Source organism: Streptococcus sp. GMD4S (genome assembly GCF_000296955.1).
Window position 1 is genome coordinate 1 of record NZ_AJRE01000042.1, and the last position, 24200, is coordinate 24200.

The following is a 24200-nucleotide window of genomic DNA, read 5'->3' on the forward strand; positions in this document are numbered from 1 at the left end:
GCTAAAAGGTGTTGGGCTCTTTCGAGATTGAAATCCTGATAGAAGGTTTTAAAATAGGTTAGAGCATCCTTAACCTTCATCTCTTCATTGAGGTAGGTTGTATCTGGTAGGTAGGAGACGATCGCCTTGGTAGCAGGACTTGGATCCTGTCCATTAATAAGAACACGTCCTTTATTTGGTTGAAGGAGGCCATTGATCAGTTTGATTAGGGTTGTTTTCCCGGATCCGTTTGGTCCAAGGAGCCCGACAATCTTTCCGGTTGAGATCTCTAGTGAGATATTGTCAAGTGCCGCAGTTGCTCCATATGATTTTGTTACATTTTCAAGTGCTAGTAGTGTCATAGTCTTAAACTCCTTTAATATAGTCGCTTAATACATTTGGCAGTTCTTCTTTTTTGTAGCCAAATTGGAGCATGCAAGAGACGAATTGTTGCAGTTGCTCCTCGGAAAGTTGTTTGCGGGACTGAAGGATGAGGTCTAAATCCTCGGTGACAAATCGACCAGTTGTCCGCTTGCTATATACAAATCCTTCACGTTCGAGGTCAGACAAGGCGCGCTGAATGGTATTGGGATTGACCCCAGCCTCGCTCGCCAAATCTCTCACGGTAGGGAGCTGTTGATTGGGTTCCAGTTCATGGGAAACAATCTGTAATTTGATTTTTTCCATAATCTGTAAATAAATCGGTTTTGTATTATCAAATGACCAGGACATCATAGTCTCCTTTCTTTGTCTTTATTGTTCTAATCAAATAATACAATAAAACAAAAAACTTGTCAAGTAAAAATAAGAATTGTTTTGGGAATTGCTCAAAAAATGGTATAATGAAAAGAAAACGACAAGGAGGGAAATGCATGCGTTGTCCAAAATGTGGGGCTACCAAGTCAAGTGTTGTTGATAGTCGACAAGCCGAAGAAGGAAATACCATCCGCCGAAGACGTGAGTGCGACGAGTGTCAGCATCGTTTTACAACCTATGAACGAGTAGAAGAAAGAACGCTGGTTGTCGTCAAAAAAGACGGTACGCGAGAGCAGTTTTCAAGAGATAAAATCTTTAATGGGATTATCCGCTCAGCCCAGAAACGTCCTGTGTCAAGTGATGAAATCAACATGGTGGTCAATCGCATCGAGCAAAAACTCCGTAGTCGCAGTGAGAATGAGATCCAAAGTGAATATATTGGGTCCTTAGTCATGGAAGAATTGGCAGAGCTTGATGAGATTACCTATGTTCGTTTTGCCAGTGTTTACCGTAGCTTTAAGGATGTGAGTGAGTTGGAGAGTCTGCTCCAGCAGATCACCCAGTCCTCTAAGAAGAAAAAGGAAAAATAGATGAAACCAAATGACCGTTTTTCTTTTCTAAAGAATAATCGGGTGTCGCAAGATACCTCTTCTCTGGTGCAGTGCTACCTCCCGATTATCGGTCAGGAGGCACTGAGCCTCTATCTATATACCATTACCTTTTGGGATGGTGGGCAAAAGGAACATCTCTTTTCCCACATCCTCAATCACTTAAACTTCGGCATGCCGACCTTGCTCCAATCCTTTAAAGTCTTATCTGCTTTGGATTTGTTGACCCTTTATCAGAAGGGGGAAACTTATGAATTGCAGCTTCATTCTCCCCTCTCCAGTCAAGAATTTCTAAGCCATTCTGTCTATAGCAGATTATTAGAGAAAAAGATTGGGGATACAGCTGTTTCTGCTATGAAGCAGGCTCCAAGTGAGGGAGAAGCACTCTCTGTTTCTTTGAGCCAAGTCTTTCCAACCCTGACTGAAGAAGTGACACCAAGCGAGTCTAAAAGCAAGTTAAAAAACGATTTTGATTTGGAACATTTCCAGCGTCTGATGGCTCGAGATGGCTTGCGTTTTGAAGACGAGCAAACGGATGTTTTGGAATTATTCGCCATCGCAGATGAAAAAAAATGGACCTGGTTTGAAACTTATCAATTAGCCAAGGCGACAGCGCTGGCTCAGGTTATTTCAGTCAAACGCATGCGTGAAAAGCTTGCGCAAAAGCAGGTTCCTTCTGACTTTAGCCCCAAAGAAATGACCATTATCAGGGAAGCCAAAAATAAAACTCCCCTGCACTTTTTAGCGGAAATCAAGCAAACGCGTAAGGGGAACATCACCCAGAGCGAACGAGAACTCCTTCACCAGATGGCGTCTTTAGGCTTGTTGGATGAAGTCATCAATATCGTCTTGCTTCTAACCTTTAACAAGGTTGATTCGGCTAATGTTAATGAAAAATATGCCATGAAGGTCGCAAATGACTATGCTTATCAAAAAATTCGGACAGCAGAAGAAGCTGTGCTTCGGATTCGAGAGCGTCAGCAAAAAGGGCAAGAAGACCAGAAATCGAAAACTAGCTCGACTAAGACCAATGTTCCTAAGTGGAGTAATCCAGAATATAAAAATCAAACCAGCGAGGAGACTCGTCTGGAACTAGAACGTAAAAAACAAGAAATGTTAGCCCGATTAGAAGAAGGAGGAGACTAGATGGAAAGTGTGGGTGATGTTATCAAACGTCAGACAAGTCGTTTTCAGTATCAGGACCTAGTCCAGCAGATTATGAAAGACCCAGATGTGGCGGCTTTTATCCAGAAAGAATCCCTCAGCCCAGAGGAGTTGAATCGTAGCATCTCCAAGTTCAACCAATATATCACAGAACGGGATAAGTTTCTTCGTGGGGATGCTGACTATATAGCGCGTGGCTACAAGCCTATCTTGGTCATGAATCACGGCTATGCAGATGTATCTTATGAAGAAACACCCGAACTAATCGCGGCTGAAAAAGAGGCGGCAATCAAGAATCGTCTCAAGTTGATCAATCTACCAGCAAGTCTCAAGAAAGCGAAATTGGCTCAGATTGACCTAGATGACTTAGGACGTTTGCCTATTTTTGAGAGACTCTATGCCTTTGTTGACCTTTACCCAAGTATCCGAAAAGGCCTCTATCTTTACGGAGACTTTGGTGTCGGAAAGAGCTTCATGATGGCAGCCCTGGCTCACGACTTATCTGAAAAACGTGGTGCTTCAACAACCATTCTCCACTATCCAAGTTTTGTCATTGATGTGAAAAATGCCATCGGTGAAGGATCTGTGAAGACCCTGGTGGATGACATCAAGTTAGCAGAAGTCTTGATCTTGGATGATATTGGTGCAGAGCAATCTACCCCTTGGGTGCGTGATGAGATTCTCCAAGTTATTCTCCAGTATCGCATGCAGGAAGATTTGCCAACCTTCTTTACTTCCAACTTTAATTTCCAAGATTTGGAAAAACATTTTGCTAAAGGAAAGAATGGAAATGATGAGACTTGGGAAGCTAGACGGGTCATGGAACGGATTCGTTATTTAGCAGAGGAAACAAGACTAGAAGGAGAAAATCGCCGATGACAGAAACCATTAAACTGATGAAAGCTCATACTTCAGTTCGTCGCTTTAAGGAGCAAGAGATTTCTCAAGAACACTTAAATGAAATCTTGACTGCTACTCAAATGGCGTCATCTTGGAAAAATTTCCAATCTTACTCTGTGATTCTTGTACGCAGTCAAGAGAAGAAAGATGCTTTATATGAATTGGTTCCTCAGGAAGCTATTCGCCAGTCAGCAGCCTTTTTGCTTTTTGTCGGTGACTTGAACCGAGCTGAAAAGGGAGCAAGCCTTCATACGGACACTTTCCAACCTCAAGGGGTAGAAGGTCTCCTTATCACGTCTGTGGACGCTGCGCTTGCAGGGCAAAATACCTTGCTTGCGGCTGAGAGTCTGGGATATGGTGGTGTGATTATCGGTTTGGTCCGTTACAAGTCAGAAGAAGTGGCAGAGCTTTTTAACTTGCCTGACTATACCTATCCCGTTTTTGGGATTGCCCTTGGCGTGCCAAATCAACAACATGATGTCAAACCAAGACTGCCTTTGAACCAAGTGGTATTTGAAGAAGAATACCAAGAACAGCCAGTAGCAGCGATTTTGGACTATGACAAAGTACAGGCAGACTATGCTGGTGCGCGTGCGACAACCTCTTGGAGTCAGCGTTTGGCAGAGCAGTTTGGTCAAGCCGAACCTCGTTCAACTCGGAAGAATCTAGAACAGAAAAAGTTATTGTAGAAAGTGAGAAAACATGGCCTTACCAACTATTGCCATTGTGGGACGTCCCAATGTTGGGAAATCAACCCTATTTAATCGGATCGCTGGTGAGCGGATCTCAATCGTAGAAGATGTCGAGGGTGTGACACGTGACCGTATCTATGCAACGGGTGAGTGGCTCAATCGTTCCTTTAGTATGATTGATACGGGAGGGATTGACGATGTCGATGCTCCCTTCATGGAACAAATCAAGCACCAGGCAGAAATCGCTATGGAAGAAGCGGATGTCATCGTTTTTGTGGTGTCTGGTAAAGAAGGGATTACAGATGCGGACGAGTACGTAGCTCGCAAACTCTATAAAACCCATAAACCTGTTATCCTTGCCGTTAACAAGGTTGACAACCCAGAAATGCGAAATGATATTTTTGATTTCTATGCGCTAGGATTGGGCGAACCGCTGCCAATTTCGTCTGTCCACGGTATCGGTACGGGTGATGTGCTGGATGCCATTGTGGAAAATCTACCACACGAAGTTGAAGAAGAAAATCCAGACGTGATTAAATTTAGCTTGATTGGCCGTCCTAACGTTGGAAAATCAAGTTTGATTAACGCTATTTTGGGAGAAGACCGCGTGATTGCTAGTCCAGTAGCTGGAACAACGCGCGATGCCATTGATACTCATTTTACAGATACGGATGGACAAGAGTTTACCATGATTGATACAGCTGGTATGCGTAAGTCTGGTAAAGTCTATGAAAATACGGAGAAATATTCTGTCATGCGAGCCATGCGAGCCATTGACCGTTCTGATGTGGTCTTGATGGTCCTCAATGCAGAAGAAGGTATTCGCGAGTACGACAAGCGTATCGCAGGTTTTGCCCACGAAGCCGGTAAAGGGATGATCATCGTTGTCAATAAGTGGGATACTCTTGAGAAAGACAACCACACCATGAAAAAATGGGAAGAGGATATTCGTGAGCAGTTCCAATATTTGCCTTATGCACCGATTGTCTTTGTATCAGCTTTGACCAAGCAACGTCTCCATAAACTGCCTGAGATGATTAAGCAAATCAGTGAAAGCCAAAACACCCGTATTCCTTCAGCAGTTTTGAACGATGTGATTATGGATGCCATTGCCATCAATCCAACACCGACAGACAAAGGGAAACGCCTCAAGATTTTCTACGCTACCCAAGTGGCAACCAAGCCACCAACCTTTGTCATCTTTGTCAATGAAGAAGAACTCATGCACTTCTCTTACTTGCGTTTCTTAGAAAATCAAATCCGCAAGGCCTTTGCCTTTGAGGGAACACCGATTCACTTGATTGCAAGAAAACGCAAGTAACCCTTGCTTGTTTTTCTACAAAAATAAACTAAAAGAAGACTTCATAGTCTTCTTTTTTCTATACTAAAAGGGGAGAAAAGAACCTGCCAAATTGGAGGAGAATCTGTCATCAAATTTCAATCATTTTCCTAGTTTTTGTAATCTATTTGTAATGAAAATGCACTTTTTTTGTAAAAATCAAAATGCTATAATTCCTTAAATCAATTTTCCTTTATCAGGGAGGTTATTATGAAAAAAAGCAGATTATTTAAACATAGTTTGTTGGTTCGCTTGCTTGGGTTGCTAATGATCTTTCTCTTCTTGTCAGCATTCACAGCACCTGAAAAACCTGAGTACGGAATTTATGACCCGGATCATTATTTAACGGATGAGACTATAAGTCAGATTCGGGAATTGAATAATGTCAATAGTAAAAAATCAGAAAAATTCCAGATGGGTGTTTACGTTGTGAAAAGCCTAGATGGAGAAACAATCGAGACTGTAGCCAATGAAACAGCTAGGGCTTGGAAGATTGGCTACTCGGGAGATAATCACGGTGTCTTGATTGTGGTAGCAGTCCAAGATAGAAAATCACGGATTGAAACCAGTAATAATGTGGCCAGTAAGATCACTGACTATCAGACTCACAGGTTCTTGACAACAGCACGTCCTTACTTTAAAAATGGTGACTATAACAAGGGTGTTCTCTCAATAGTCAATAATCTCAACTACATGTTCTATAGTGGATCGAGTACGACTGCTTCAAGTTCTAAAAGTAGTTACGACTATACTACCAACTCTAGTCGCTTAAGGGAACTTGAAAGGTATGCTGGTGAGAGTAGTTCTTCGAGACGTCATCGAAAAAGCAGTTCGAGCGACGGAGTTATCGTATTTGGAGTTCTCATTTACTTCATCGTGATGATTATCGGATTTCTATTTGGTGGTCGTGGTTCACGTGGAGATGATTCTGGCGGTGGCTGGTGGGGCAGTGACTCATCAGACTCAGGTTCCTCTTGGTCTGATTCAGGTTCTTCTTGGTCTGACTCAGGCTCCGACTCATCTGGAGGCTGGGACGGCGGTGGCTTTGATGGTGGCGGTTCGTCTGATGACTGGTGAGTGATCATATATTGCACAAACCGATTTTTCCATACAGTAAGGTGACTCCTTTGCAAGAGTTCACTCCTTAATTAAAAATAAAAACAAAGTTTGGGAAATTGATTTAAAATCTGAGTATTTTCTCAGAAAAGTTGATAAAAGAAAGTGTTAAGGTTTTGATATGAAACAAAATAAAGTAATTCTCTCAATAGTGGCGATCTTTTTTGGACTACTAGTTCTGGGAAGTTGTTCCGCAGTGACGACCTATAATGGTCTGGTTGGTGAACAGACTAAAGTGGAGCAGGCTCAGGCCGATGTTTCGACAGCCCTCCAACGTCGTTCGGACTTGATTGGTAACTTGGTGGAGTCCGTTAAAGGACAAATGAATCATGAAACCGAAGTCTTTACCAAGATTGCGGATGCTAGAGCTAAAATCGGTAGTAGCTCAGTGACATCGGAAGAAAACCAAAAGGCTCAGGGAGAATTGAGCTCTGCTCTTTCCCGCTTGATTTCCTTGACGGAGAATTATCCAGAGCTCAAGAGCAATCAAAATGTTGAGCAACTAATGGTCGAACTTTCAGGCAGTGAAAATCGTATTTTTGTAGCACGCAAGGACTATAATAAGGTTGCAGCTGAGTACAATCAAAAGTTGAGAAGTTTTCCAACCGTGCTTTTTGCGAATATGATGAACTTTAAAGAAGCTGAAACCTTTAAAGAAACAGAAGAAGCCAAGACAGTTCCTAAGGTCGATTTTGGAACATCTTCATCAAGTCAATAAAGTGAATCAGCCTGTGAATAAAGGAATTTCTCTAGTAGGACTAGTGATTTCAAATCCGAACCTGGAAAGCTTTTTCCAGGTTTTTTTGGTATAATAAAAGGGAAGAGACAGTGACTCAAATGGAGGTTTGCTATGGAGAAAACAAAAGCCTTTCTTGAAGCGCACTACAAGAGATATATTCTTACGATTTGCCTTCTCTGGTTCCTCATGTTTTTCCTTCCTTGGGATTGGCAAATAGGAGGAGTTTCAGTATATTATTTCGTTATGAAAAAACTCTTTGTGGTTTTTGGAGTTTTATCCATCCTATACTCCGTGCTGATTAAAAAAATCAGTCTTCTCATCTTTGGCATCATCTTTTGCTTGGCCTTCTGGATCAATCTCTTTTGGTATTTTGGGATATTGCCTATATTCTTGGGAAATTAAACATTAACAAATGAAGGACCAGACTAGCTTCTAGTCCTTTTCTCTTTCTTGTTAAAATAGTTGGAGATATGAAAATAATTTTGTTGACGGACTGTCTGTATGATATAATAAGTCCCGTAAAATGAAGATTAAGGGATTTGAAAAATGGCTAAAAAAGTAAAAGATTATTATGACTTGGCTTATGCTAGGGATTTGAGTCGACGGTTGCAAGAAGCGTCCCCTGCATTTGATGAGCGAAAGTTTAGGTTGTTGGTAGAAAAAGACTTGGAAGAGTTGGAGTTTAGCCAGCGTCAAGAACTCTTGGCTAAAAGTATCAAAGATTGCCTTCCCCTATCTTATGAGGACTCTCTCAAGGTTTTTGAGAAAATTTTGGGTCCCGAGTTGGAGGGTGGTTTAGGTATGTTCTCAGAAGGATATTGGCTTTGGCCAATCGGAAAATATGTAGAGCTATATGGGGACAAGGAATTTGAATTGAGCGCGGCCTTTAGTAAGGAACTAACCAAGCGATTTACTGGAGAATTTTCTATGAGACCTTTGCTGGCTCGCTATCCTAAGGCTACAATGGCTTTGCTGTTAGAATGGAGTCGGGATGAAAATTTGCGCGTTCGTAGACTTGCCAGCGAATGTATGCGTATCCGTCTGCCTTGGGCTAAGAAACAAACCGTGGTATTGGATTATTTTGAGGATTTCACCACTATTCTGACCAATCTAAAGGATGATAGAGACAAGTCCATTCAAAAAAGTGTAGCTAATAATTTAAATGATTTATACAAGGAAGATCCTGATAAGTTTGAAAGGATTCTTCAAACTTGGCAAAAGAAGGAGCTAAGTCCAAGTTGTGCTTGGATCATCAAGCATGCATCTCGAACAAAAAACAAAAAGGTAGCCACAGAAGATTGATGCAAAAAAAACTGAATTTCAGCTGGCCTTTTCCGTTGTAAATTAAGGATTCTTTCTTGAAAAATAATGGTAAATATGCTAAAATTAAAAGAACATTCTAAAATATTCAGAATAAAAAGTAAGGAAAATCATGGCTAATATTTTAAAAACGATTATTGAAAATGATAAAGGAGAACTTCGTCGTCTGGAAAAGATGGCTGATAAGGTTCTTAACTATGAGAGCCAAATGGCTGCAATGTCAGACGAAGAACTAAAAGCGAAAACTGACGAATTTAAAGAGCGGTACAATAAGGGTGAATCACTTGATTCATTGCTATATGAGGCTTTTGCAGTAGTTCGTGAAGCTGCAAAACGTGTCCTTGGGCTCTTCCCTTATAAGGTTCAGGTCATGGGTGGGATTGTTCTTCACCATGGTGATGTTCCAGAGATGCGTACGGGTGAAGGGAAGACCTTGACAGCGACTATGCCAGTGTACCTCAATGCCCTTGCAGGTAAAGGGGTTCACGTAGTTACAGTCAACGAATACCTAACAGAACGTGACGCGACTGAAATGGGTGAGTTGTACTCATGGCTCGGTTTGTCAGTAGGGATTAACTTGGCAGCTAAATCTCCAATGGAGAAAAAAGAGGCTTACCTTTGTGATATTACCTACTCAACCAACTCAGAGATTGGTTTCGACTATTTGCGTGATAACATGGTCGTTCGTGCGGAAAACATGGTGCAACGTCCACTCAATTATGCCTTGGTCGATGAGGTTGACTCAATTTTGATCGACGAAGCTCGTACACCATTGATCGTTTCAGGTGCCAACGCAGTTGAAACAAGCCAACTCTACCATATGGCGGACCACTTCGTGAAATCTTTGGACAAGGACGACTATATCATTGACGTTCAGTCTAAGACGATCGGTTTGTCAGATTCTGGTATTGACAAGGCTGAAAGCTACTTCAAACTAGAAAATCTCTACGACATTGAAAATGTAGCTCTTACTCACTTTATCGACAATGCCCTCCGTGCCAACTATATCATGATTCTCGATATCGACTATGTGGTTAGTGAAGAGCAGGAAATCTTGATTGTCGACCAATTTACAGGTCGTACCATGGAAGGTCGTCGTTACTCTGATGGTTTGCACCAAGCGATTGAAGCAAAAGAAGGTGTGCCAATTCAAGACGAGACCAAGACTTCAGCTTCTATTACCTATCAAAACCTCTTCCGTATGTATAAGAAATTGGCAGGTATGACAGGTACTGGTAAAACAGAAGAAGAAGAATTCCGCGAAATTTACAACATTCGTGTTATCCCAATCCCAACCAACCGTCCAATTCAACGTATCGACCACTCAGACCTTCTCTATGCAAGTCTGGATGCGAAATTTAAGGCTGTAGTTGAAGATGTAAAAGCTCGTTACCAAAAAGGTCAGCCGGTCTTGGTAGGTACAGTTGCCGTTGAAACGAGTGATTTCCTCTCCAAGAAATTGGTAGCAGCAGGTGTTCCTCACGAAGTCTTGAATGCGAAGAACCACTACAGAGAAGCGCAAATCATCATGAACGCTGGTCAACGTGGCGCGGTTACTATCGCAACCAACATGGCTGGTCGTGGTACCGACATTAAACTTGGTGAAGGGGTTCGTGAGCTTGGTGGACTTTGTGTTATCGGTACAGAGCGTCACGAAAGTCGCCGTATTGATAATCAGCTTCGTGGACGTTCAGGACGTCAAGGAGACCCAGGTGAGTCACAATTCTACTTGTCTCTTGAAGATGATTTGATGAAACGTTTCGGTTCTGAACGTTTGAAAGGTGTCTTTGAACGACTCAACATGTCTGACGAAGCCATCGAATCTCGCATGTTAACGCGTCAAGTTGAAGCAGCTCAAAAACGTGTCGAAGGAAACAACTACGACACTCGTAAACAAGTCCTTCAATACGATGATGTTATGCGTGAACAACGTGAAATCATCTATGCACAACGTTATGATGTTATTACTGCAGATCGTGACTTGGCACCAGAAATCCATGCTATGATCCGTCGTACCATTGGACGTATCGTGGATGCACATGCTCGTTCGAAAGAAGATGAAAAATTGGAAGCAATCTTGAACTTTGCTAAGTATAACTTGCTTCCAGAAGATTCAATTAGCCGTTCAGACCTTGCAGGTTTGTCGGACCAAGCTATCAAAGATGAACTTTTCCAACGTGCCTTGAAAGTCTATGACAGCCAAGTTGCTAAGCTTCGTGACGAAGATGCAGTGAAAGAATTCCAAAAAGTCTTGATTCTACGTGTTGTAGACAACAAGTGGACAGACCATATCGATGCTCTTGACCAGTTGCGAAATGCTGTTGGTCTTCGTGGATATGCCCAAAACAACCCTGTTGTAGAATATCAAGCAGAAGGTTTCCGCATGTTTAACGACATGATTGGATCGATTGAATTCGATGTGACCCGCTTGATGATGAAAGCACAAATCCATGAACAAGAACGTCCGCAAACTGAACACAATATCAGTACAACTGCGACTCGTAATATCGCAGCGCAGCAGGCAAGCCTTCCAGAAGATTTGGACTTGAGCCAAATCGGACGGAACGACCAATGCCCATGTGGATCAGGTAAGAAATTCAAGAACTGTCATGGTAAGAGACAATAATATGAGATAAGATACAGGCGGATACCTGGTAAAAATCATTTTTTGCTTGGTGTCCGTTTGCTTTATAAGGAGATGAATCATGGTATTTAAAGCTAAAAGTCCTAAAATTAACATTGAAGAAGTTCGCGCCTTGTCTAAATTAGAGGGAGCGGCTCTTGCGAGAAAAAATCAACGTGATCAGGAATTGGAAGCCATCATCCGTGGGGAAGACCAGCGTATTCTCTTGGTGATTGGACCATGTTCATCTGATAACGAAGAGGCGGTTCTTGAGTATGCCAAGCGTCTATCTGCTTTGCAAGAAGAGGTCAAAGACCGTATTTTTATGGTCATGCGTGTCTATACAGCTAAACCTCGTACCAATGGAGATGGCTATAAGGGCTTGATTCATCAACCAAATGCGACAGAAGCTCCTAGCTTGATCAATGGGATCAAGGCTGTTCGTCAGCTACACTACCGTGTGATTACCGAAACGGGTATGACAACAGCGGATGAGATGCTTTATCCTGAAAATCTTCCGCTGGTGGATGATTTGATTTCTTATATGGCTGTTGGAGCTCGTTCTGTAGAGGATCAACAGCACCGTTTTGTAGCGAGTGGAGCAGACTTTTCAACAGGATTTAAAAATCCAACATCTGGAAATCTCAATGTCATGTTTAACGGGATTTACGCAGCGCAAAATAAACAGAGTTTCCTTTTCCTCGGTAAAGAGGTGGAAACAACGGGAAATCCATTGTCCCACGCCATTCTTCGCGGTGCCTTGAACGAATACGGGAAAAATATTCCCAACTACTACTATGACAATTTGATGGATACCATTGATCAGTATGAAAAGATGGGCTTGGAAAATCCCTTTATTATCATCGATACCAATCATGACAATTCAGGCAAGCAATATATGGATCAAATCCGTATCGTTCGTCAGACCTTGATTAACCGTGACTGGAATGAGAAAATCAAAAAATATGTTCGTGGTTTTATGATTGAGTCCTATCTAGAAGATGGACGTCAAAATGAGCCAGAAGTTTTTGGGAAGTCCATTACAGATCCGTGTCTCGGATGGGACAACACAGAAGCACTTGTTCGCGAAATTTACCAAACGCTAGGAGAGTAAGATGGCATTTATCGAAAAAGGTCAAGAAATTGATATTGAAGCAATCAAGGCTGCGACCCAGTTGTCACCTGAAGCCTTGCGAAAGAAAGAAGCCCGCGATAGAGAGTTAGCAGCTATCATCTCGGGTGAGGACGACCGCATCCTTTTGGTGATGGGGCCTTGCTCTTCTGACAATGAAGAAGCAGTTCTCGAATACGCTCGTCGCTTAGCAGACTTGCAGAAAAAAGTTGCGGATAAAATCTTTATCGTGATGCGTGTCTATACGGCTAAACCTCGTACCAATGGAGATGGCTATAAGGGAATGATTCATCAACCAAATACCAGCGAAGCGCCTAGTCTCATCAATGGTTTGCAGGCTGTTCGTCAGCTACACTACCGTGTGATTACGGAGACGGGCTTGACGACAGCTGATGAGATGCTTTATCCGTCAAATCTCGTTTTGGTTGATGATCTGGTCAGCTACCATGCTGTAGGGGCTCGTTCAGTGGAAGACCAGGAACACCGCTTTGTAGCCTCTGGGATTGATGCTCCGGTTGGGATGAAAAATCCAACATCTGGAAATCTTGGGGTCATGTTTAATGCCATCTATGCGGCTCAAAACAAGCAAACCTTCCTTTACCATGGCCAAGAAGTGGAAACTTCAGGAAATCCTTTGGCCCACGTTATCCTTCGTGGTGCCATGAACGAATATGGTAAAAATGAACCCAATTTCTACTATGAAACCCTCTTAAATGCCATCAATCGCTATGAGACTATGGGACTTGAAAATCCTTTCATTATCATCGATACCAATCATGACAATTCAGGCAAGCAGTATATGGAACAAATTCGCATTGTTCGTCAAGCCTTGCTGAATCGTGACTGGAATGAAAAGATTAAAAAGACGGTTCGAGGCTTTATGATCGAATCTTACCTAGCAGACGGTCGCCAAAATCAACCAGAGGTCTTTGGTTACTCCATAACTGACCCTTGTCTAGGTTGGGAAAATACAGTAGCCTTGGTAGAAGAAATTTATACTACCTTAACAAAATAAGTGAAAAGGATGGAGTTGGGGGAATCTCAGCTCCTTTTATGAGTATGATAGTTGGACACGGAATTGACATCGAAGAATTGGCTTCGATAGAAAACGCAGTTACACGACGTGAGGGCTTTGCTAAGCGCGTGCTGACCCCTAAAGAAATGGAGCGTTTTACCAGTCTCAAAGGGCGCAGACAGATCGAATACTTGGCAGGCCGCTGGTCGGCTAAGGAGGCCTTTTCCAAGGCTATGGGGACAGGAATTGGCAAGCTGACCTTTCAGGATTTGGAAGTTTTGAACAATGAACGAGGAGCTCCCTATTTTAGTCAGGCACCATTTTCAGGAAAAATTTGGCTGTCAATCAGCCATACAGATCAGTTTGTGACAGCCAGTGTCATTTTGGAGGAAAATCATGAAAGCTAGTCCACATAGACCAACCAAGGCTCTGATTCATCTGGGAGCTATTCGACAAAATATTCTGCAAATGGGGGCTCATATCCCTGAAAGAACGCTCAAGTGGGCAGTGGTCAAGGCCAATGCTTATGGTCATGGAGCTGTTGCCGTTGCGATGGCGATTCAGGATGATGTTGATGGATTTTGTGTTTCCAATATTGATGAAGCTATTGAACTTCGTCAGGCTGGACTCAGCAAGAAAATCCTCATTCTAGGTGTATCTGAGTTAGAAGCTATTGGCCTAGCTAAAGAATACGACATCACCTTGACAGTGGCTGGACTGGAGTGGATTCAAGCTCTCTTAGCTAGGGAGACAGATTTATCTGGCTTAACGGTTCACCTCAAGATTGACTCAGGGATGGGACGAATTGGTTTTCGAGAAGCCAGCGAGGCTGAGCAGGCTCAAGCCTTGCTCCAACAACACGGTGCTCGCGTTGAGGGGATTTTTACCCACTTTGCTACTGCAGATGAAGAATCAGATGCCTATTTTAATACCCAGTTAGAACGATTTAAAGCTATTTTGGCAAGTATGAAGGAAGTCCCAGAGCTGGTTCATGCCAGCAACTCGGCAACGACCCTCTGGCATGCAGAGACTATTTTCAATGCAGTCCGTATGGGAGATTCCATGTATGGTCTCAATCCAAGTGGAGAGGTTCTGAACTTGCCTTATGATTTGACACCAGCCTTGACCTTGGAATCTGCTCTGGTTCATGTCAAGACAGTTTCAGCTGGAGCTTGCATGGGATATGGAGCAACTTATCAAGCGGATAGCGAGCAAGTCATCGCGACGGTGCCAATCGGCTATGCGGATGGTTGGACACGAGACATGCAGAATTTCACTGTCTTGGTAGATGGTCAAGCTTGCCCAATCGTCGGACGAGTATCTATGGACCAAATCACTATTCGGCTGCCTAAGGTTTACCCACTAGGAACAAAAGTAACCCTGATCGGCACAAACGGTGACAAGGAAATCACAGCAACTCAGGTAGCGACCTACCGTGGAACCATTAACTATGAGGTGGTTTGTCTCCTCAGTGACCGCATTCCGAGAGAATATCATTAAACTAAAGAAAGGAGTAGAGCATGAATCTACACCAACCCTTGCATGTCTTGCCTGGTGTGGGACCAAAGTCAGCAGAGAAATACGCCAAACTAGGAATTGAAAACTTGCAAGACCTCTTGCTCTACTTTCCTTTCCGTTATGAAGATTTCAAGACCAAGCAGGTGCTAGAGTTGGAAGATGGCGAAAAGGCTGTTCTGTCTGGTCAGGTAGTGACTCCTGCTAGTGTCCAGTATTATGGTTTCAAGCGCAATCGCCTGCGTTTTAGCCTCAAGCAGGGAGAGGTCGTTTTTGCGGTGAATTTTTTTAACCAGCCCTATCTGGCTGATAAGATAGAGTTGGGTGCAACTCTTGCTGTCTTTGGGAAATGGGACCGTGCCAAGGCCAGTCTGACTGGGATGAAGGTTCTGGCTCAGGTGGAAGATGACCTCCAACCTGTTTATCGTCTGGCTCAGGGAATCAGTCAGGCCAGTCTGGTTAAGGTCATTAAGACAGCTTTTGATCAGGGATTGGACCTCTTGATAGAGGAAAATCTTCCCCAGTCTTTACTGGATAAATACAAACTCATGTCCCGTTGCCAGGCTGTTCGCGCTATGCATTTTCCTAAGGATTTGGCAGAATACAAGCAGGCCATTCGCCGGATCAAGTTTGAGGAACTCTTTTACTTCCAAATGCAATTGCAGACGCTCAAGTCTGAAAATAGAGTTCAGGGAAGCGGTCTGGTTCTGAATTGGTCCCAGGAAAAAGTGACAGCCGTTAAAGAAAATCTGCCTTTCGCCCTGACCCAAGCTCAGGAAAAGAGTCTGCAGGAGATTTTGACCGACATGAAGTCCGACCATCACATGAATCGTCTCCTGCAAGGAGATGTGGGGAGCGGAAAGACGGTGGTTGCTGGCTTGGCTATGTTTGCTGCAGTGACGGCTGGCTATCAGGCAGCTCTCATGGTACCGACAGAAATCCTTGCGGAGCAACACTTTGAGAGTTTACAGAACCTTTTTCCAGACTTGAAACTGGCTCTCTTGACAGGTTCCTTAAAAGCTGTAGAAAAAAGAGAAGTTTTAGAGACCATTGCCAAGGGTGAGGCTGATTTGATTATCGGAACACACGCTCTGATACAGGATGGGGTTGATTATGCTCGTCTTGGTTTGATTATCATCGATGAGCAGCATCGTTTTGGTGTGGGCCAAAGGCGTATTTTACGGGAAAAAGGGGACAATCCTGACGTTCTCATGATGACGGCGACGCCCATTCCACGGACGCTGGCTATCACAGCCTTTGGAGATATGGATGTTTCCATTATTGACCAAATGCCAGCAGGGCGGAAGCCTATTGTGACGCGCTGGATTAAGCATGAGCAACTGGCTCAAGTCTTGACTTGGTTAGAGGGAGAAATTCAAAAAGGTTCGCAAGCCTATGTTATCTCTCCCCTGATTGAAGAATCTGAAGCTCTGGATCTGAAAAATGCCATTGCCTTATCTGAGGAGTTGACGGCTCATTTTGCAGGTAAGGCTGAAGTAGCTCTTCTACATGGTAAGATGAAGAGTGACGAAAAAGACCAGATTATGCAGGAATTCAAAGAGAGAAAAACGGATATTCTGGTTTCGACAACGGTTATTGAGGTTGGGGTCAATGTTCCCAATGCGACAGTTATGATTATCATGGATGCAGACCGGTTCGGTCTCAGTCAGCTTCACCAGCTCAGAGGTCGTGTCGGTCGGGGAGACAAACAGTCCTACGCTGTTCTTGTAGCTAATCCCAAGACGGAGTCTGGGAAGGACCGCATGCGTATCATGACAGAAACTACCAATGGATTTGTCCTTGCGGAGGAAGATTTAAAAATGCGTGGTTCTGGTGAGATTTTTGGAACCAGACAGTCAGGACTTCCAGAGTTTCAAGTGGCGGATATTATCGAAGATTTTCCGATTTTAGAAGAAGCCAGAAAGGTTGCCAGCTACATTAGTTCGATAGAAGGTTGGCAAGAGGATCCAGAATGGCGCATGATTGCTCTCCATCTGGAAAAGCAAGAACATCTAGATTAAGCCTTTTCTAAGAAATCTATAAGCTAGCTTTTAGGTTTGGGTCTTATACTAGAGTCATCAAAAAGAAACGAGGACTCTCACATGACGATTAAAGTAACCTACCAAAAGAAATTCCAAACCGTCAAACTAGAGAAAGGAGCTAGCACCTATTGATACACAGAGAGCGGAAACGCTCTTTTTATTTTTAAAACTACTTTCAGACGATAGGTTTGAGGAAAGAGAATCTAAAATCACTTTCTATTTAGCATTCTTTCTTGCATTGCCTTCCTAGATATGCTAGAGTTATGATAGCGATTACAAAACTAAAGGAGCATGCTATGAAAAATCCAGCTTTGTTAGAAGAAATCAAGACCTATCTAGGACGGGATGAAGTTCCAGAAGATTTTGATGCTTTCTGGGATGAGGAAGTCAAAAAAGTATCCACACTTCCAGCCTACCAGTTGGAGGAAAGGGATTTTAACATTCCTCAAGTCAAGTGTTATGAACTGACCTTTGAAGGAAGCAATGAAGGCAAGGTCTATGCACGCGTCGTCCTGCCAAAGACTGAGGAGAAAGTTCCGCTAATCTTCCACTTTCATGGTTATATGGGACGTGGCTGGGACTGGGCCGACATGCTGGCCTATACTGTGGCTGGTTACGGTGTTGTTTCCATGGATGTGCGGGGCCAGTCGGGCTATTCGCAAGACGGCTTGCGCTCTCCACTAGGAAATACGGTGAAGGGGCATATCATCCGTGGTGCTGTGGAAGGTCGGGAACATCTCTTTTATAAGGATGTCTATCTGGATATTTACCAGTTGATCGAAATTGTTGCTAGTCTGCCACAGGTGGATGAGAAGCGACTTTCTAGTTATGGTGCCTCACAAGGAGGGGCTTTAGCTTTGGTTGCAGCAGCTCTCAATCCTCGGATTCAGAAAACAGTGGCCATCTATCCTTTCTTGTCAGACTTTAGACGAGTGCTTGAGATTGGCAATACCAGTGAAGCCTATGATGAACTCTTCCGTTATTTCAAGTTCCACGATCCCTTCCATGAAACAGAGGAGGAAATCATGGCGACCCTTGCCTATATCGATGTGAAAAATCTTGCCCATCGTATTCAAGGTGAGGTCAAGATGATTACGGGCTTGGATGACGATGTTTGCTATCCTATTACCCAGTTTGCGATTTACAACCGCCTAACTTGCGACAAGGCCTATCGCATCATGCCAGAGTATGCTCACGAAGCCATGAATGTTTTTGTCAATGACCAAGTCTACAACTGGCTCTGTGGTAGTGAAATTCCTTTTAAATATGTGAAGTGATGAATGAGAGCCCAGGAGCTCTCTTTTTCATGTCCAAAACTTGAAAGTACTTTTAGAAAATTTAAAATATTAAAATATTCTTAAAAGTAAAATCTATTCTGTAGGAACACAGATGTAAATATAAGACTTTATTGTATAATAAAGGAAAAGTCACTTGTGAAAGGAGGAAAAAGGCTGCTGGGTGCTTAAAGAATTCCTCAGCAGAAAATGGGAGAGGATTGGAAGCTCTCATTAAGTTGGATATTTTCTTGTAAAACTTGTCTCTTGAAGAGACAATAAAAATTTTTAAAGAAAAAAGAAAGCGCTTTATTTTATGAAAAATGAAAGGACAAACATGAATTACAAATATTTAAATCGGAAACAGCGATACGGAATTCGAAAATTTGCAGTTGGGGCGGCATCTGTAGTGATTGGTACAGTGGTATTTGGAGCAAATCCAGTCTTAGCTCAAGAGCAAGCCAATGCAGCAGGGGCCAATACAGAAACTGTCGAACCTGGTCAAGGTTTATCAGAATTGCCAAAAGAAGCGTCCTCGGGAGATCTTGCTCATTTGGATAAGGATTTGGCTGGTAAATTGGCAGCAGCTCAAGACAACGGCGTTGAGGTGGACCAAGACCATTTGAAAAAAAATGAGAGTGCAGAATCAGAAACCCCATCCTCTACCGAAACCCCTGCAGAAGAAGCAAATAAGGAAGAGGAATCAGAGGATCAGGGTGCTATTCCTCGTGACTATTACTCAAGAGATTTAAAAAATGCTAATCCTGTCCTTGAAAAAGAAGATGTTGAAACCAATGCAGCAAATGGTCAGAGAGTTGATTTATCAAGTGAACTAGACAAACTAAAGCAACTAAAAAATGCTACAATTCACATGGAGTTCAAACCAGATGCATCAGCTCCACGCTTTTACAATCTCTTCTCTGTATCCAGTGACACCAAGGAAAATGAGTACTTTACTATGTCGGTCCTTGATAATACAGCTCTTATTGAAGGGCGTGGCGCTAACGGGGAGCAGTTCTATGATAAGTATACAGATGCTCCTTTGAAAGTTCGTCCTGGACAATGGAATTCCATGACCTTTACTGTCGAACAACCAACAGCGGAGTTACCTCATGGTCGAGTTCGTCTCTATGTGAACGGTGTCTTATCTCGAACAAGCCTCAAATCTGGTAACTTTATCAAAGATATGCCAGATGTTAATCAAGTTCAACTTGGAGCAACCAAACGGGCCAATAAAACAGTTTGGGCATCAAACCTACAAGTGCGAAACCTAACTGTTTATGATCGTGCTTTAAGCCCAGATGAAGTTCAGACAAGAAGTCAACTATTTGAAAGAGGTGATTTAGAAAAGAAACTTCCTGAGGGAGCGAAAATCTCAGAGAAAGAAGACGTCTTTGAAGGTGGAATGAACAACCAACCAAATAAAGATGGTATCAAGAGTTATCGTATCCCAGCTCTTCTCAAGACAGATAAAGGAACGCTGATTGCAGGTGCAGATGAACGTCGTCTCCATTCGAGTGACTGGGGTGATATCGGCATGGTCATCAGACGCAGTGAAGATAATGGTAAAACTTGGGGAGATCGAGTAACTATTACCAACCTACGTGACAATCCAAAGGCTTCTGATCCATCAATCGGTTCACCAGTGAATATCGATATGACCCTGACTCAAGATCCTGAAACCAAACGCATTTTTGCCATTTATGACATGTTCCCAGAAGGAAAAGGAATCTTTGGAATGTCTTCGCAAAAAGAAGAAGCCTACAAAGAAATCAATGGTAAAACCTATCAACTCCTCTATCGAGAAGGTGAACAGGAAGCTTATACTATTCGAGAAAATGGTACAGTTTACACTCCAGATGGTAAAGCAACAGACTACCGTGTTGTTGTAGAACCTGTTAAACCGGCCTATAGCGACAAGGGTGATCTATACAAGGGTGACCAGCTACTGGGCAATATCTACTTCACAACAAACAAAACTTCTCCATTTAGAATTGCGAAGGATAGCTACCTATGGATGTCTTACAGCGATGACGACGGGAAGACCTGGTCAGCGCCTCAAGATATTACTCCTATGGTCAAAGCCGATTGGATGAAATTCCTAGGAGTAGGTCCTGGAGTGGGGATTACCCTTCGTACTGGACCACATAAAGGTCGAATCGTCGTTCCTGTCTATACGACCAACCGGGCTAACCACCTCAATGGTTCTCAATCATCTCGAATCATCTACTCAGACGACCATGGTAAGACTTGGCATATGGGTGGTGGTGTCAACGACAATCGTACACTTTATGATGGTACAGTAGTCGATTCAAGTACCATGAGTAATTATTATGCTCAAAATACAGAAGCTTCAGTTGTTCAGTTAAACAATGGGGACCTCAAACTCTTTATGCGTGGGTTGACAGAAGATCTACAGGTTGCAACCAGTCATGATGGTGGTCTAACTTGGGACAATAACGTTGAACGCTACGATGTGCCAGACGTTTATGTTCAAATGGCTGCGACTCACACGGTTCAAAATGGCAAAGAGTATATTCTATTAGCAAATGCAAATGGTCCTGGTCGTAAAAATGGTTATATTCGAGTGGCTCGTGTAGAAGAAGATGGTCAGTTAACTTGGTTGCACCACCATTTGATTCAAGAAGGTGAGTATGCTTATAACTCACTTCAACAAATCGGACCAGATGAATTTGGACTTTTATATGAACACCATGCTCCTGGAGGTGTTCCATACACACTTTCCTTCAAGAAGTTCAACTGGGATTTCTTGACCAAGGAAAGAGTTTCTCCTAAAGAAGCAAAAGTAAAATATGCTATCCAAAAATGGCCAGGCATTATAGCCATGGAGTTCGATTCGGAAGTATTGGTCAACAAGGCTCCGACCCTTCAATTGGCAAATGGCAAGACAGCAACCTTTATGACCCAGTACGATACAAAAACTCTCCTATTCACAATAGACCCAGGGGATATGGGTCAAAGGATTACAGGTCTAGCTGAGGGTGCAATTGAAAGCATGCACAATTTACCAGTTTCTTTAGCTGGCTCTAAACTAAGCGATGGTATTAATGGCAGTGAAGCTGCTATCCATGAGGTTCCAGAGTTCACAGGTGGTGTTAATGCAGAAGAAGCAGCGGTTCATGAAGTTCCGGAGTATACAGGTCCAATGGCAACAGTAGGTGAAGAACCAGCTCCTACAGTAGAAAAAACCGAATTCACTGGTGGAGTCAATGCTGAGGAAGCCCCAGTGGCAGAGATGCCAGAGTACACCGGTCCATTATCAACAGTAGGCGAAGAACCAGCGCCAACGGTTGAAAAGCCTGAATTTACAGGTGGGGTCAACGCTGTTGAGGCAGCAGTCCATGAACTTCCAGAGTTCAAGGGTGGTGTCAATGCAGTTCTAGCAGCCTCAAACGAACTTCCGGAATATAGAGGAGGTGCTAACTTTGTCTTGGCAGCTTCAAATGACCTGCCAGAGTATAAGGGAGGTGTCAATGGCGCTGAGGCAGCAGTCCATGAAGTGCCAGAGTACAAGGGAGACACCAATCTAGTATTAGTAGCTGCAGACAACAAACTGTCTCTAGGCCAAGATGTGACCTATCAAGCGCCAGCCGCTAAACAAGATGAACTTCCAAATACAGGAAGCAAGGAAACAAGCTCACTGATTTCCCTTGGTCTTGCAGGTGTTCTTTTATCCTTGTTTGCATTTGGCAAGAAGAGAAAAGAATAATAAGTAAAAGCTATTTGACTAGGTATCGGAAGAGATAGCAGGTTTTTCAGCCTGCTATCTTTCTTTATTAAATTTAGGTTGATTCGAAATCATAAGAGGTCTGAAACTACTTTCAGGATAGTCTGTTCTATAAAATAGTTTTGAAACTGAAATCTATTCTACTACAAGCTATTGAAAGCGCTTAACAAATGATATATAATAAGCCCATAAGAACAAGAAAGGGAGGAAAGGGGATGCCACAGATCAGCAAAGAAGCCTTGATTGAACAGATCAAAGATGGAATCATTGTCTCTTGCCAGGCACTTCCTCACGAACCGCTTTATACAGAAGCGGGAGGAGTCATTCCCTTGCTAGTCAAAGCGGCTGAGCAAGGTGGAGCAGTCGGTATCCGAGCAAACAGTGTTCGTGATATCAAGGAGATTAAGGAGGTTACGAAACTCCCGATTATCGGGATCATCAAACGTGACTATCCGCCACAGGAGCCATTCATTACAGCGACTATGAAAGAAGTTGATGAGTTGGCTGAACTAGACATTGAGGTCATTGCTCTGGATTGCACCAAACGTGAACGTTACGACGGTTTGGAAATTCAAGACTTTATCCGACAAGTCAAAGAAAAGTATCCACATCAACTCTTAATGGCTGATACCAGTACTTTTGAAGAGGGTATAGCAGCAGTTGAAGCCGGAATTGATTTTGTTGGAACAACCCTATCAGGTTACACCTCTTATAGTCCGAAAGTGGATGGTCCAGACTTTGAACTGATCAAAAAACTGTGTGAAGCAGGTGTGGATGTCATCGCTGAAGGGAAAATTCATACACCAGAACAAGCTAAGCAAATCCTTGAGTATGGGGTGCGAGGTATCGTTGTTGGTGGAGCTATTACTAGACCAAAAGAGATTACGGAACGCTTTGTTGCCGGTCTTAAATAACACAATCTCAAAAAAGAGGAGAGTGGTCGATGCGTCGGAGAAAATGAAAACGTATACAAATATAAAGAACTCATTATCCAATATGGATACGCTTATCAATTAGGAGAATACAAATGAAATTTAGAAAACTAGCTTGTACAGTACTTGCGGGTGCTGCGATTCTTGGCCTTGCGGCTTGTGGTAACTCTGGTGGAAGTAAGGATGCTGGAAGTTCTAGTAGCGATAGCGGAAAAACAGAAATCACTTGGTGGGCATTCCCAGTCTTCACACAAGAAAAAACGGGTGACGGTGTTGGAACTTATGAAAAATCAATCATCGAAGCTTTTGAAAAAGCAAATCCAGATGTAAAAGTGAAATTGGAAACCATCGACTTCAAGTCAGGTCCAGAAAAGATCACAACAGCTATCGAAGCTGGAACAGCGCCAGACGTACTCTTTGACGCACCAGGACGTATCATCCAATACGGTAAAAACGGTAAATTGGCTGAGTTGAACGACCTCTTCACAGACGAATTTGTCAAAGATGTCAACAACGAAAATATCGTACAAGCAAGTAAGGCTGGAGATAAAGCTTACATGTATCCAATCAGTTCAGCACCATTCTACATGGCAATGAACAAGAAAATGTTGGAAGATGCTGGTGTAGCTAACCTTGTTAAAGAAGGTTGGACAACTGATGACTTTGAAAAAGTTTTGAAAGCCCTTAAAGATAAAGGCTACACTCCAGGTTCATTGTTCAGTGCTGGTCAAGGGGGAGACCAAGGAACACGTGCCTTCATTGCAAACCTTTACGGTGGTTCTGTAACAGATAAAGATGTAACTAAATATACAACTGACGATCCTAAATTCGTCAAAGGTCTTGAAAAAGCTGCTAGCTGGATTAAAGACGGTTTGTTGAACAACGGTTCACAATTTGACGGTGGAGCAGACATCCAAAACTTTGCCAACGGTCAAACTTCATACACAATCCTTTGGGCACCAGCTCAAAACGGTATCCAAGCGAAACTCTTGGAAGCAAGTAAGGTAGATGTGGTAGAAGTACCATTCCCATCAGACTCTGGTAAACCATCTCTTGAATACCTTGTAAACGGATTTGCAGTATTTAATAACAAAGACGATAAGAAAGTCGCAGCTGCTAAGAAATTCGTTCAATTCATCGCAGATGACAAAGAATGGGGTCCTAAAGACGTAGTTCGTACAGGTGCTTTCCCAGTTCGTACTTCATTTGGCAAACTTTATGAAGAGATGAAGGTTAAGGATGCTCTAACCTATTTTAAAACCTTCTATCAGGATTTCAATCTCGAAAGAGCCCAACACCTTTTAGC

Annotated in this window: 21 protein-coding genes; 19 read left to right on the forward strand and 2 right to left on the reverse strand. The window is 42.9% G+C overall.

The features are described 5' to 3' along the window. A partial coding sequence (locus GMD4S_RS04210) for an ATP-binding cassette domain-containing protein (protein ID WP_000173189.1) occupies window positions 1–341 on the reverse strand: 341 nt, incomplete at its 3' end. Between the two features lie 4 nt (window positions 342–345). Beyond that, a complete protein-coding gene (locus tag GMD4S_RS04215; protein ID WP_000119117.1) occupies window positions 346–711 on the reverse strand; it encodes a GntR family transcriptional regulator in 366 nt (121 codons plus the stop codon). Window positions 712–851: 140 nt separating this feature from the next. Here GMD4S_RS04215 and nrdR point away from each other — a divergent pair, with 140 nt between their 5' ends. From nrdR to GMD4S_RS04310, 19 genes are all read left to right on the forward strand, one after another. Continuing rightward, window positions 852–1325 carry a transcriptional regulator NrdR gene (gene nrdR / locus GMD4S_RS04220; protein WP_001203678.1) on the forward strand — a complete coding sequence of 158 codons (474 nt, stop codon included), beginning with the start codon at window positions 852–854 and terminating at the stop codon, window positions 1323–1325. Continuing rightward, on the forward strand, window positions 1326–2489 hold the full coding sequence (locus GMD4S_RS04225) for a DnaD domain protein (protein ID WP_000803930.1): 1164 nt from the start codon (window positions 1326–1328) through the stop codon (window positions 2487–2489). Next, the gene (gene dnaI, locus GMD4S_RS04230) at window positions 2490–3386 is read left to right on the forward strand and encodes a primosomal protein DnaI (protein ID WP_000446483.1); all 897 of its coding nucleotides are present in this window, start codon (window positions 2490–2492) and stop codon (window positions 3384–3386) included. It begins immediately after the preceding gene. After that, complete coding sequence (locus tag GMD4S_RS04235) at window positions 3383–4096, forward strand: NADPH-dependent oxidoreductase (protein WP_000140859.1); 714 nt, start codon at window positions 3383–3385, stop codon at window positions 4094–4096. The genes dnaI and GMD4S_RS04235 overlap by 4 nt, the downstream gene beginning before the upstream one ends. A gap of 13 nt (window positions 4097–4109) precedes the next feature. Next, window positions 4110–5420: a ribosome biogenesis GTPase Der gene (gene der, locus GMD4S_RS04240; RefSeq protein ID WP_001207687.1), complete on the forward strand. Its 1311-nt coding sequence runs from the start codon at window positions 4110–4112 to the stop codon at window positions 5418–5420. Window positions 5421–5648: 228 nt separating this feature from the next. After that, window positions 5649–6515, forward strand: a complete 867-nt coding sequence (locus tag GMD4S_RS04245; RefSeq protein ID WP_000749678.1) for a TPM domain-containing protein — start codon at window positions 5649–5651, stop codon at window positions 6513–6515. Between the two features lie 160 nt (window positions 6516–6675). Next, complete coding sequence (locus GMD4S_RS04250) at window positions 6676–7272, forward strand: LemA family protein (protein WP_000812473.1); 597 nt, start codon at window positions 6676–6678, stop codon at window positions 7270–7272. Window positions 7273–7404: 132 nt separating this feature from the next. Next, a complete protein-coding gene (locus GMD4S_RS13730; RefSeq protein WP_000415957.1) occupies window positions 7405–7695 on the forward strand; it encodes a hypothetical protein in 291 nt (96 codons plus the stop codon). 144 nt (window positions 7696–7839) lie between these two features. Further along, window positions 7840–8595 carry a DNA alkylation repair protein gene (locus GMD4S_RS04260; RefSeq protein ID WP_001085879.1) on the forward strand — a complete coding sequence of 252 codons (756 nt, stop codon included), beginning with the start codon at window positions 7840–7842 and terminating at the stop codon, window positions 8593–8595. A gap of 130 nt (window positions 8596–8725) precedes the next feature. Next, window positions 8726–11239 carry a preprotein translocase subunit SecA gene (secA, locus tag GMD4S_RS04265; protein WP_001284115.1) on the forward strand — a complete coding sequence of 838 codons (2514 nt, stop codon included), beginning with the start codon at window positions 8726–8728 and terminating at the stop codon, window positions 11237–11239. Between the two features lie 79 nt (window positions 11240–11318). Beyond that, entirely contained in the window at window positions 11319–12350 is a 1032-nt protein-coding gene (locus GMD4S_RS04270) for a 3-deoxy-7-phosphoheptulonate synthase (RefSeq protein ID WP_000231307.1), read from the forward strand. Between the two features lies 1 nt (window position 12351). Next, the gene (locus GMD4S_RS04275) at window positions 12352–13383 is read left to right on the forward strand and encodes a 3-deoxy-7-phosphoheptulonate synthase (protein ID WP_000864029.1); all 1032 of its coding nucleotides are present in this window, start codon (window positions 12352–12354) and stop codon (window positions 13381–13383) included. Between the two features lie 44 nt (window positions 13384–13427). After that, on the forward strand, window positions 13428–13790 hold the full coding sequence (acpS, locus tag GMD4S_RS04280; protein ID WP_008278293.1) for a holo-ACP synthase: 363 nt from the start codon (window positions 13428–13430) through the stop codon (window positions 13788–13790). Beyond that, entirely contained in the window at window positions 13780–14883 is a 1104-nt protein-coding gene (gene alr / locus GMD4S_RS04285) for an alanine racemase (RefSeq protein WP_000648058.1), read from the forward strand. Before acpS ends, alr begins: the two co-directional genes overlap by 11 nt. A gap of 20 nt (window positions 14884–14903) precedes the next feature. Next, the gene (gene recG, locus GMD4S_RS04290) at window positions 14904–16919 is read left to right on the forward strand and encodes an ATP-dependent DNA helicase RecG (protein ID WP_001048744.1); all 2016 of its coding nucleotides are present in this window, start codon (window positions 14904–14906) and stop codon (window positions 16917–16919) included. A gap of 317 nt (window positions 16920–17236) precedes the next feature. Continuing rightward, window positions 17237–18217, forward strand: a complete 981-nt coding sequence (locus tag GMD4S_RS04295; RefSeq protein ID WP_000795105.1) for an acetylxylan esterase — start codon at window positions 17237–17239, stop codon at window positions 18215–18217. 334 nt (window positions 18218–18551) lie between these two features. Beyond that, a complete protein-coding gene (locus GMD4S_RS04300) occupies window positions 18552–21944 on the forward strand; it encodes an SIALI-17 repeat-containing surface protein (protein ID WP_025172988.1) in 3393 nt (1130 codons plus the stop codon). Between the two features lie 233 nt (window positions 21945–22177). Beyond that, entirely contained in the window at window positions 22178–22876 is a 699-nt protein-coding gene (locus tag GMD4S_RS04305) for an N-acetylmannosamine-6-phosphate 2-epimerase (protein ID WP_001135645.1), read from the forward strand. Between the two features lie 113 nt (window positions 22877–22989). After that, window positions 22990–24200: ABC transporter substrate-binding protein (locus GMD4S_RS04310; protein ID WP_000672116.1), on the forward strand; the 1211-nt coding region annotated here is incomplete at its 3' end.

Coding starts and splice junctions, on each gene's coding strand:
- GMD4S_RS04305 (WP_001135645.1), top strand. CDS start 22,178: ATGCCACAGATCAGCAAAGAAGCCTTGATTGAACAGATCAAAGATGGA.
- GMD4S_RS04270 (WP_000231307.1), top strand. CDS start 11,319: ATGGTATTTAAAGCTAAAAGTCCTAAAATTAACATTGAAGAAGTTCGC.
- GMD4S_RS04250 (WP_000812473.1), top strand. CDS start 6,676: ATGAAACAAAATAAAGTAATTCTCTCAATAGTGGCGATCTTTTTTGGA.
- GMD4S_RS04235 (WP_000140859.1), top strand. CDS start 3,383: ATGACAGAAACCATTAAACTGATGAAAGCTCATACTTCAGTTCGTCGC.
- GMD4S_RS04215 (WP_000119117.1), bottom strand. CDS start 711: ATGTCCTGGTCATTTGATAATACAAAACCGATTTATTTACAGATTATG.
- GMD4S_RS04245 (WP_000749678.1), top strand. CDS start 5,649: ATGAAAAAAAGCAGATTATTTAAACATAGTTTGTTGGTTCGCTTGCTT.
- alr (WP_000648058.1), top strand. CDS start 13,780: ATGAAAGCTAGTCCACATAGACCAACCAAGGCTCTGATTCATCTGGGA.
- nrdR (WP_001203678.1), top strand. CDS start 852: ATGCGTTGTCCAAAATGTGGGGCTACCAAGTCAAGTGTTGTTGATAGT.
- acpS (WP_008278293.1), top strand. CDS start 13,428: ATGATAGTTGGACACGGAATTGACATCGAAGAATTGGCTTCGATAGAA.
- GMD4S_RS04295 (WP_000795105.1), top strand. CDS start 17,237: ATGAAAAATCCAGCTTTGTTAGAAGAAATCAAGACCTATCTAGGACGG.
- dnaI (WP_000446483.1), top strand. CDS start 2,490: ATGGAAAGTGTGGGTGATGTTATCAAACGTCAGACAAGTCGTTTTCAG.
- GMD4S_RS04260 (WP_001085879.1), top strand. CDS start 7,840: ATGGCTAAAAAAGTAAAAGATTATTATGACTTGGCTTATGCTAGGGAT.
- GMD4S_RS04225 (WP_000803930.1), top strand. CDS start 1,326: ATGAAACCAAATGACCGTTTTTCTTTTCTAAAGAATAATCGGGTGTCG.
- GMD4S_RS04275 (WP_000864029.1), top strand. CDS start 12,352: ATGGCATTTATCGAAAAAGGTCAAGAAATTGATATTGAAGCAATCAAG.
- der (WP_001207687.1), top strand. CDS start 4,110: ATGGCCTTACCAACTATTGCCATTGTGGGACGTCCCAATGTTGGGAAA.
- secA (WP_001284115.1), top strand. CDS start 8,726: ATGGCTAATATTTTAAAAACGATTATTGAAAATGATAAAGGAGAACTT.
- GMD4S_RS13730 (WP_000415957.1), top strand. CDS start 7,405: ATGGAGAAAACAAAAGCCTTTCTTGAAGCGCACTACAAGAGATATATT.
- GMD4S_RS04300 (WP_025172988.1), top strand. CDS start 18,552: ATGAATTACAAATATTTAAATCGGAAACAGCGATACGGAATTCGAAAA.
- recG (WP_001048744.1), top strand. CDS start 14,904: ATGAATCTACACCAACCCTTGCATGTCTTGCCTGGTGTGGGACCAAAG.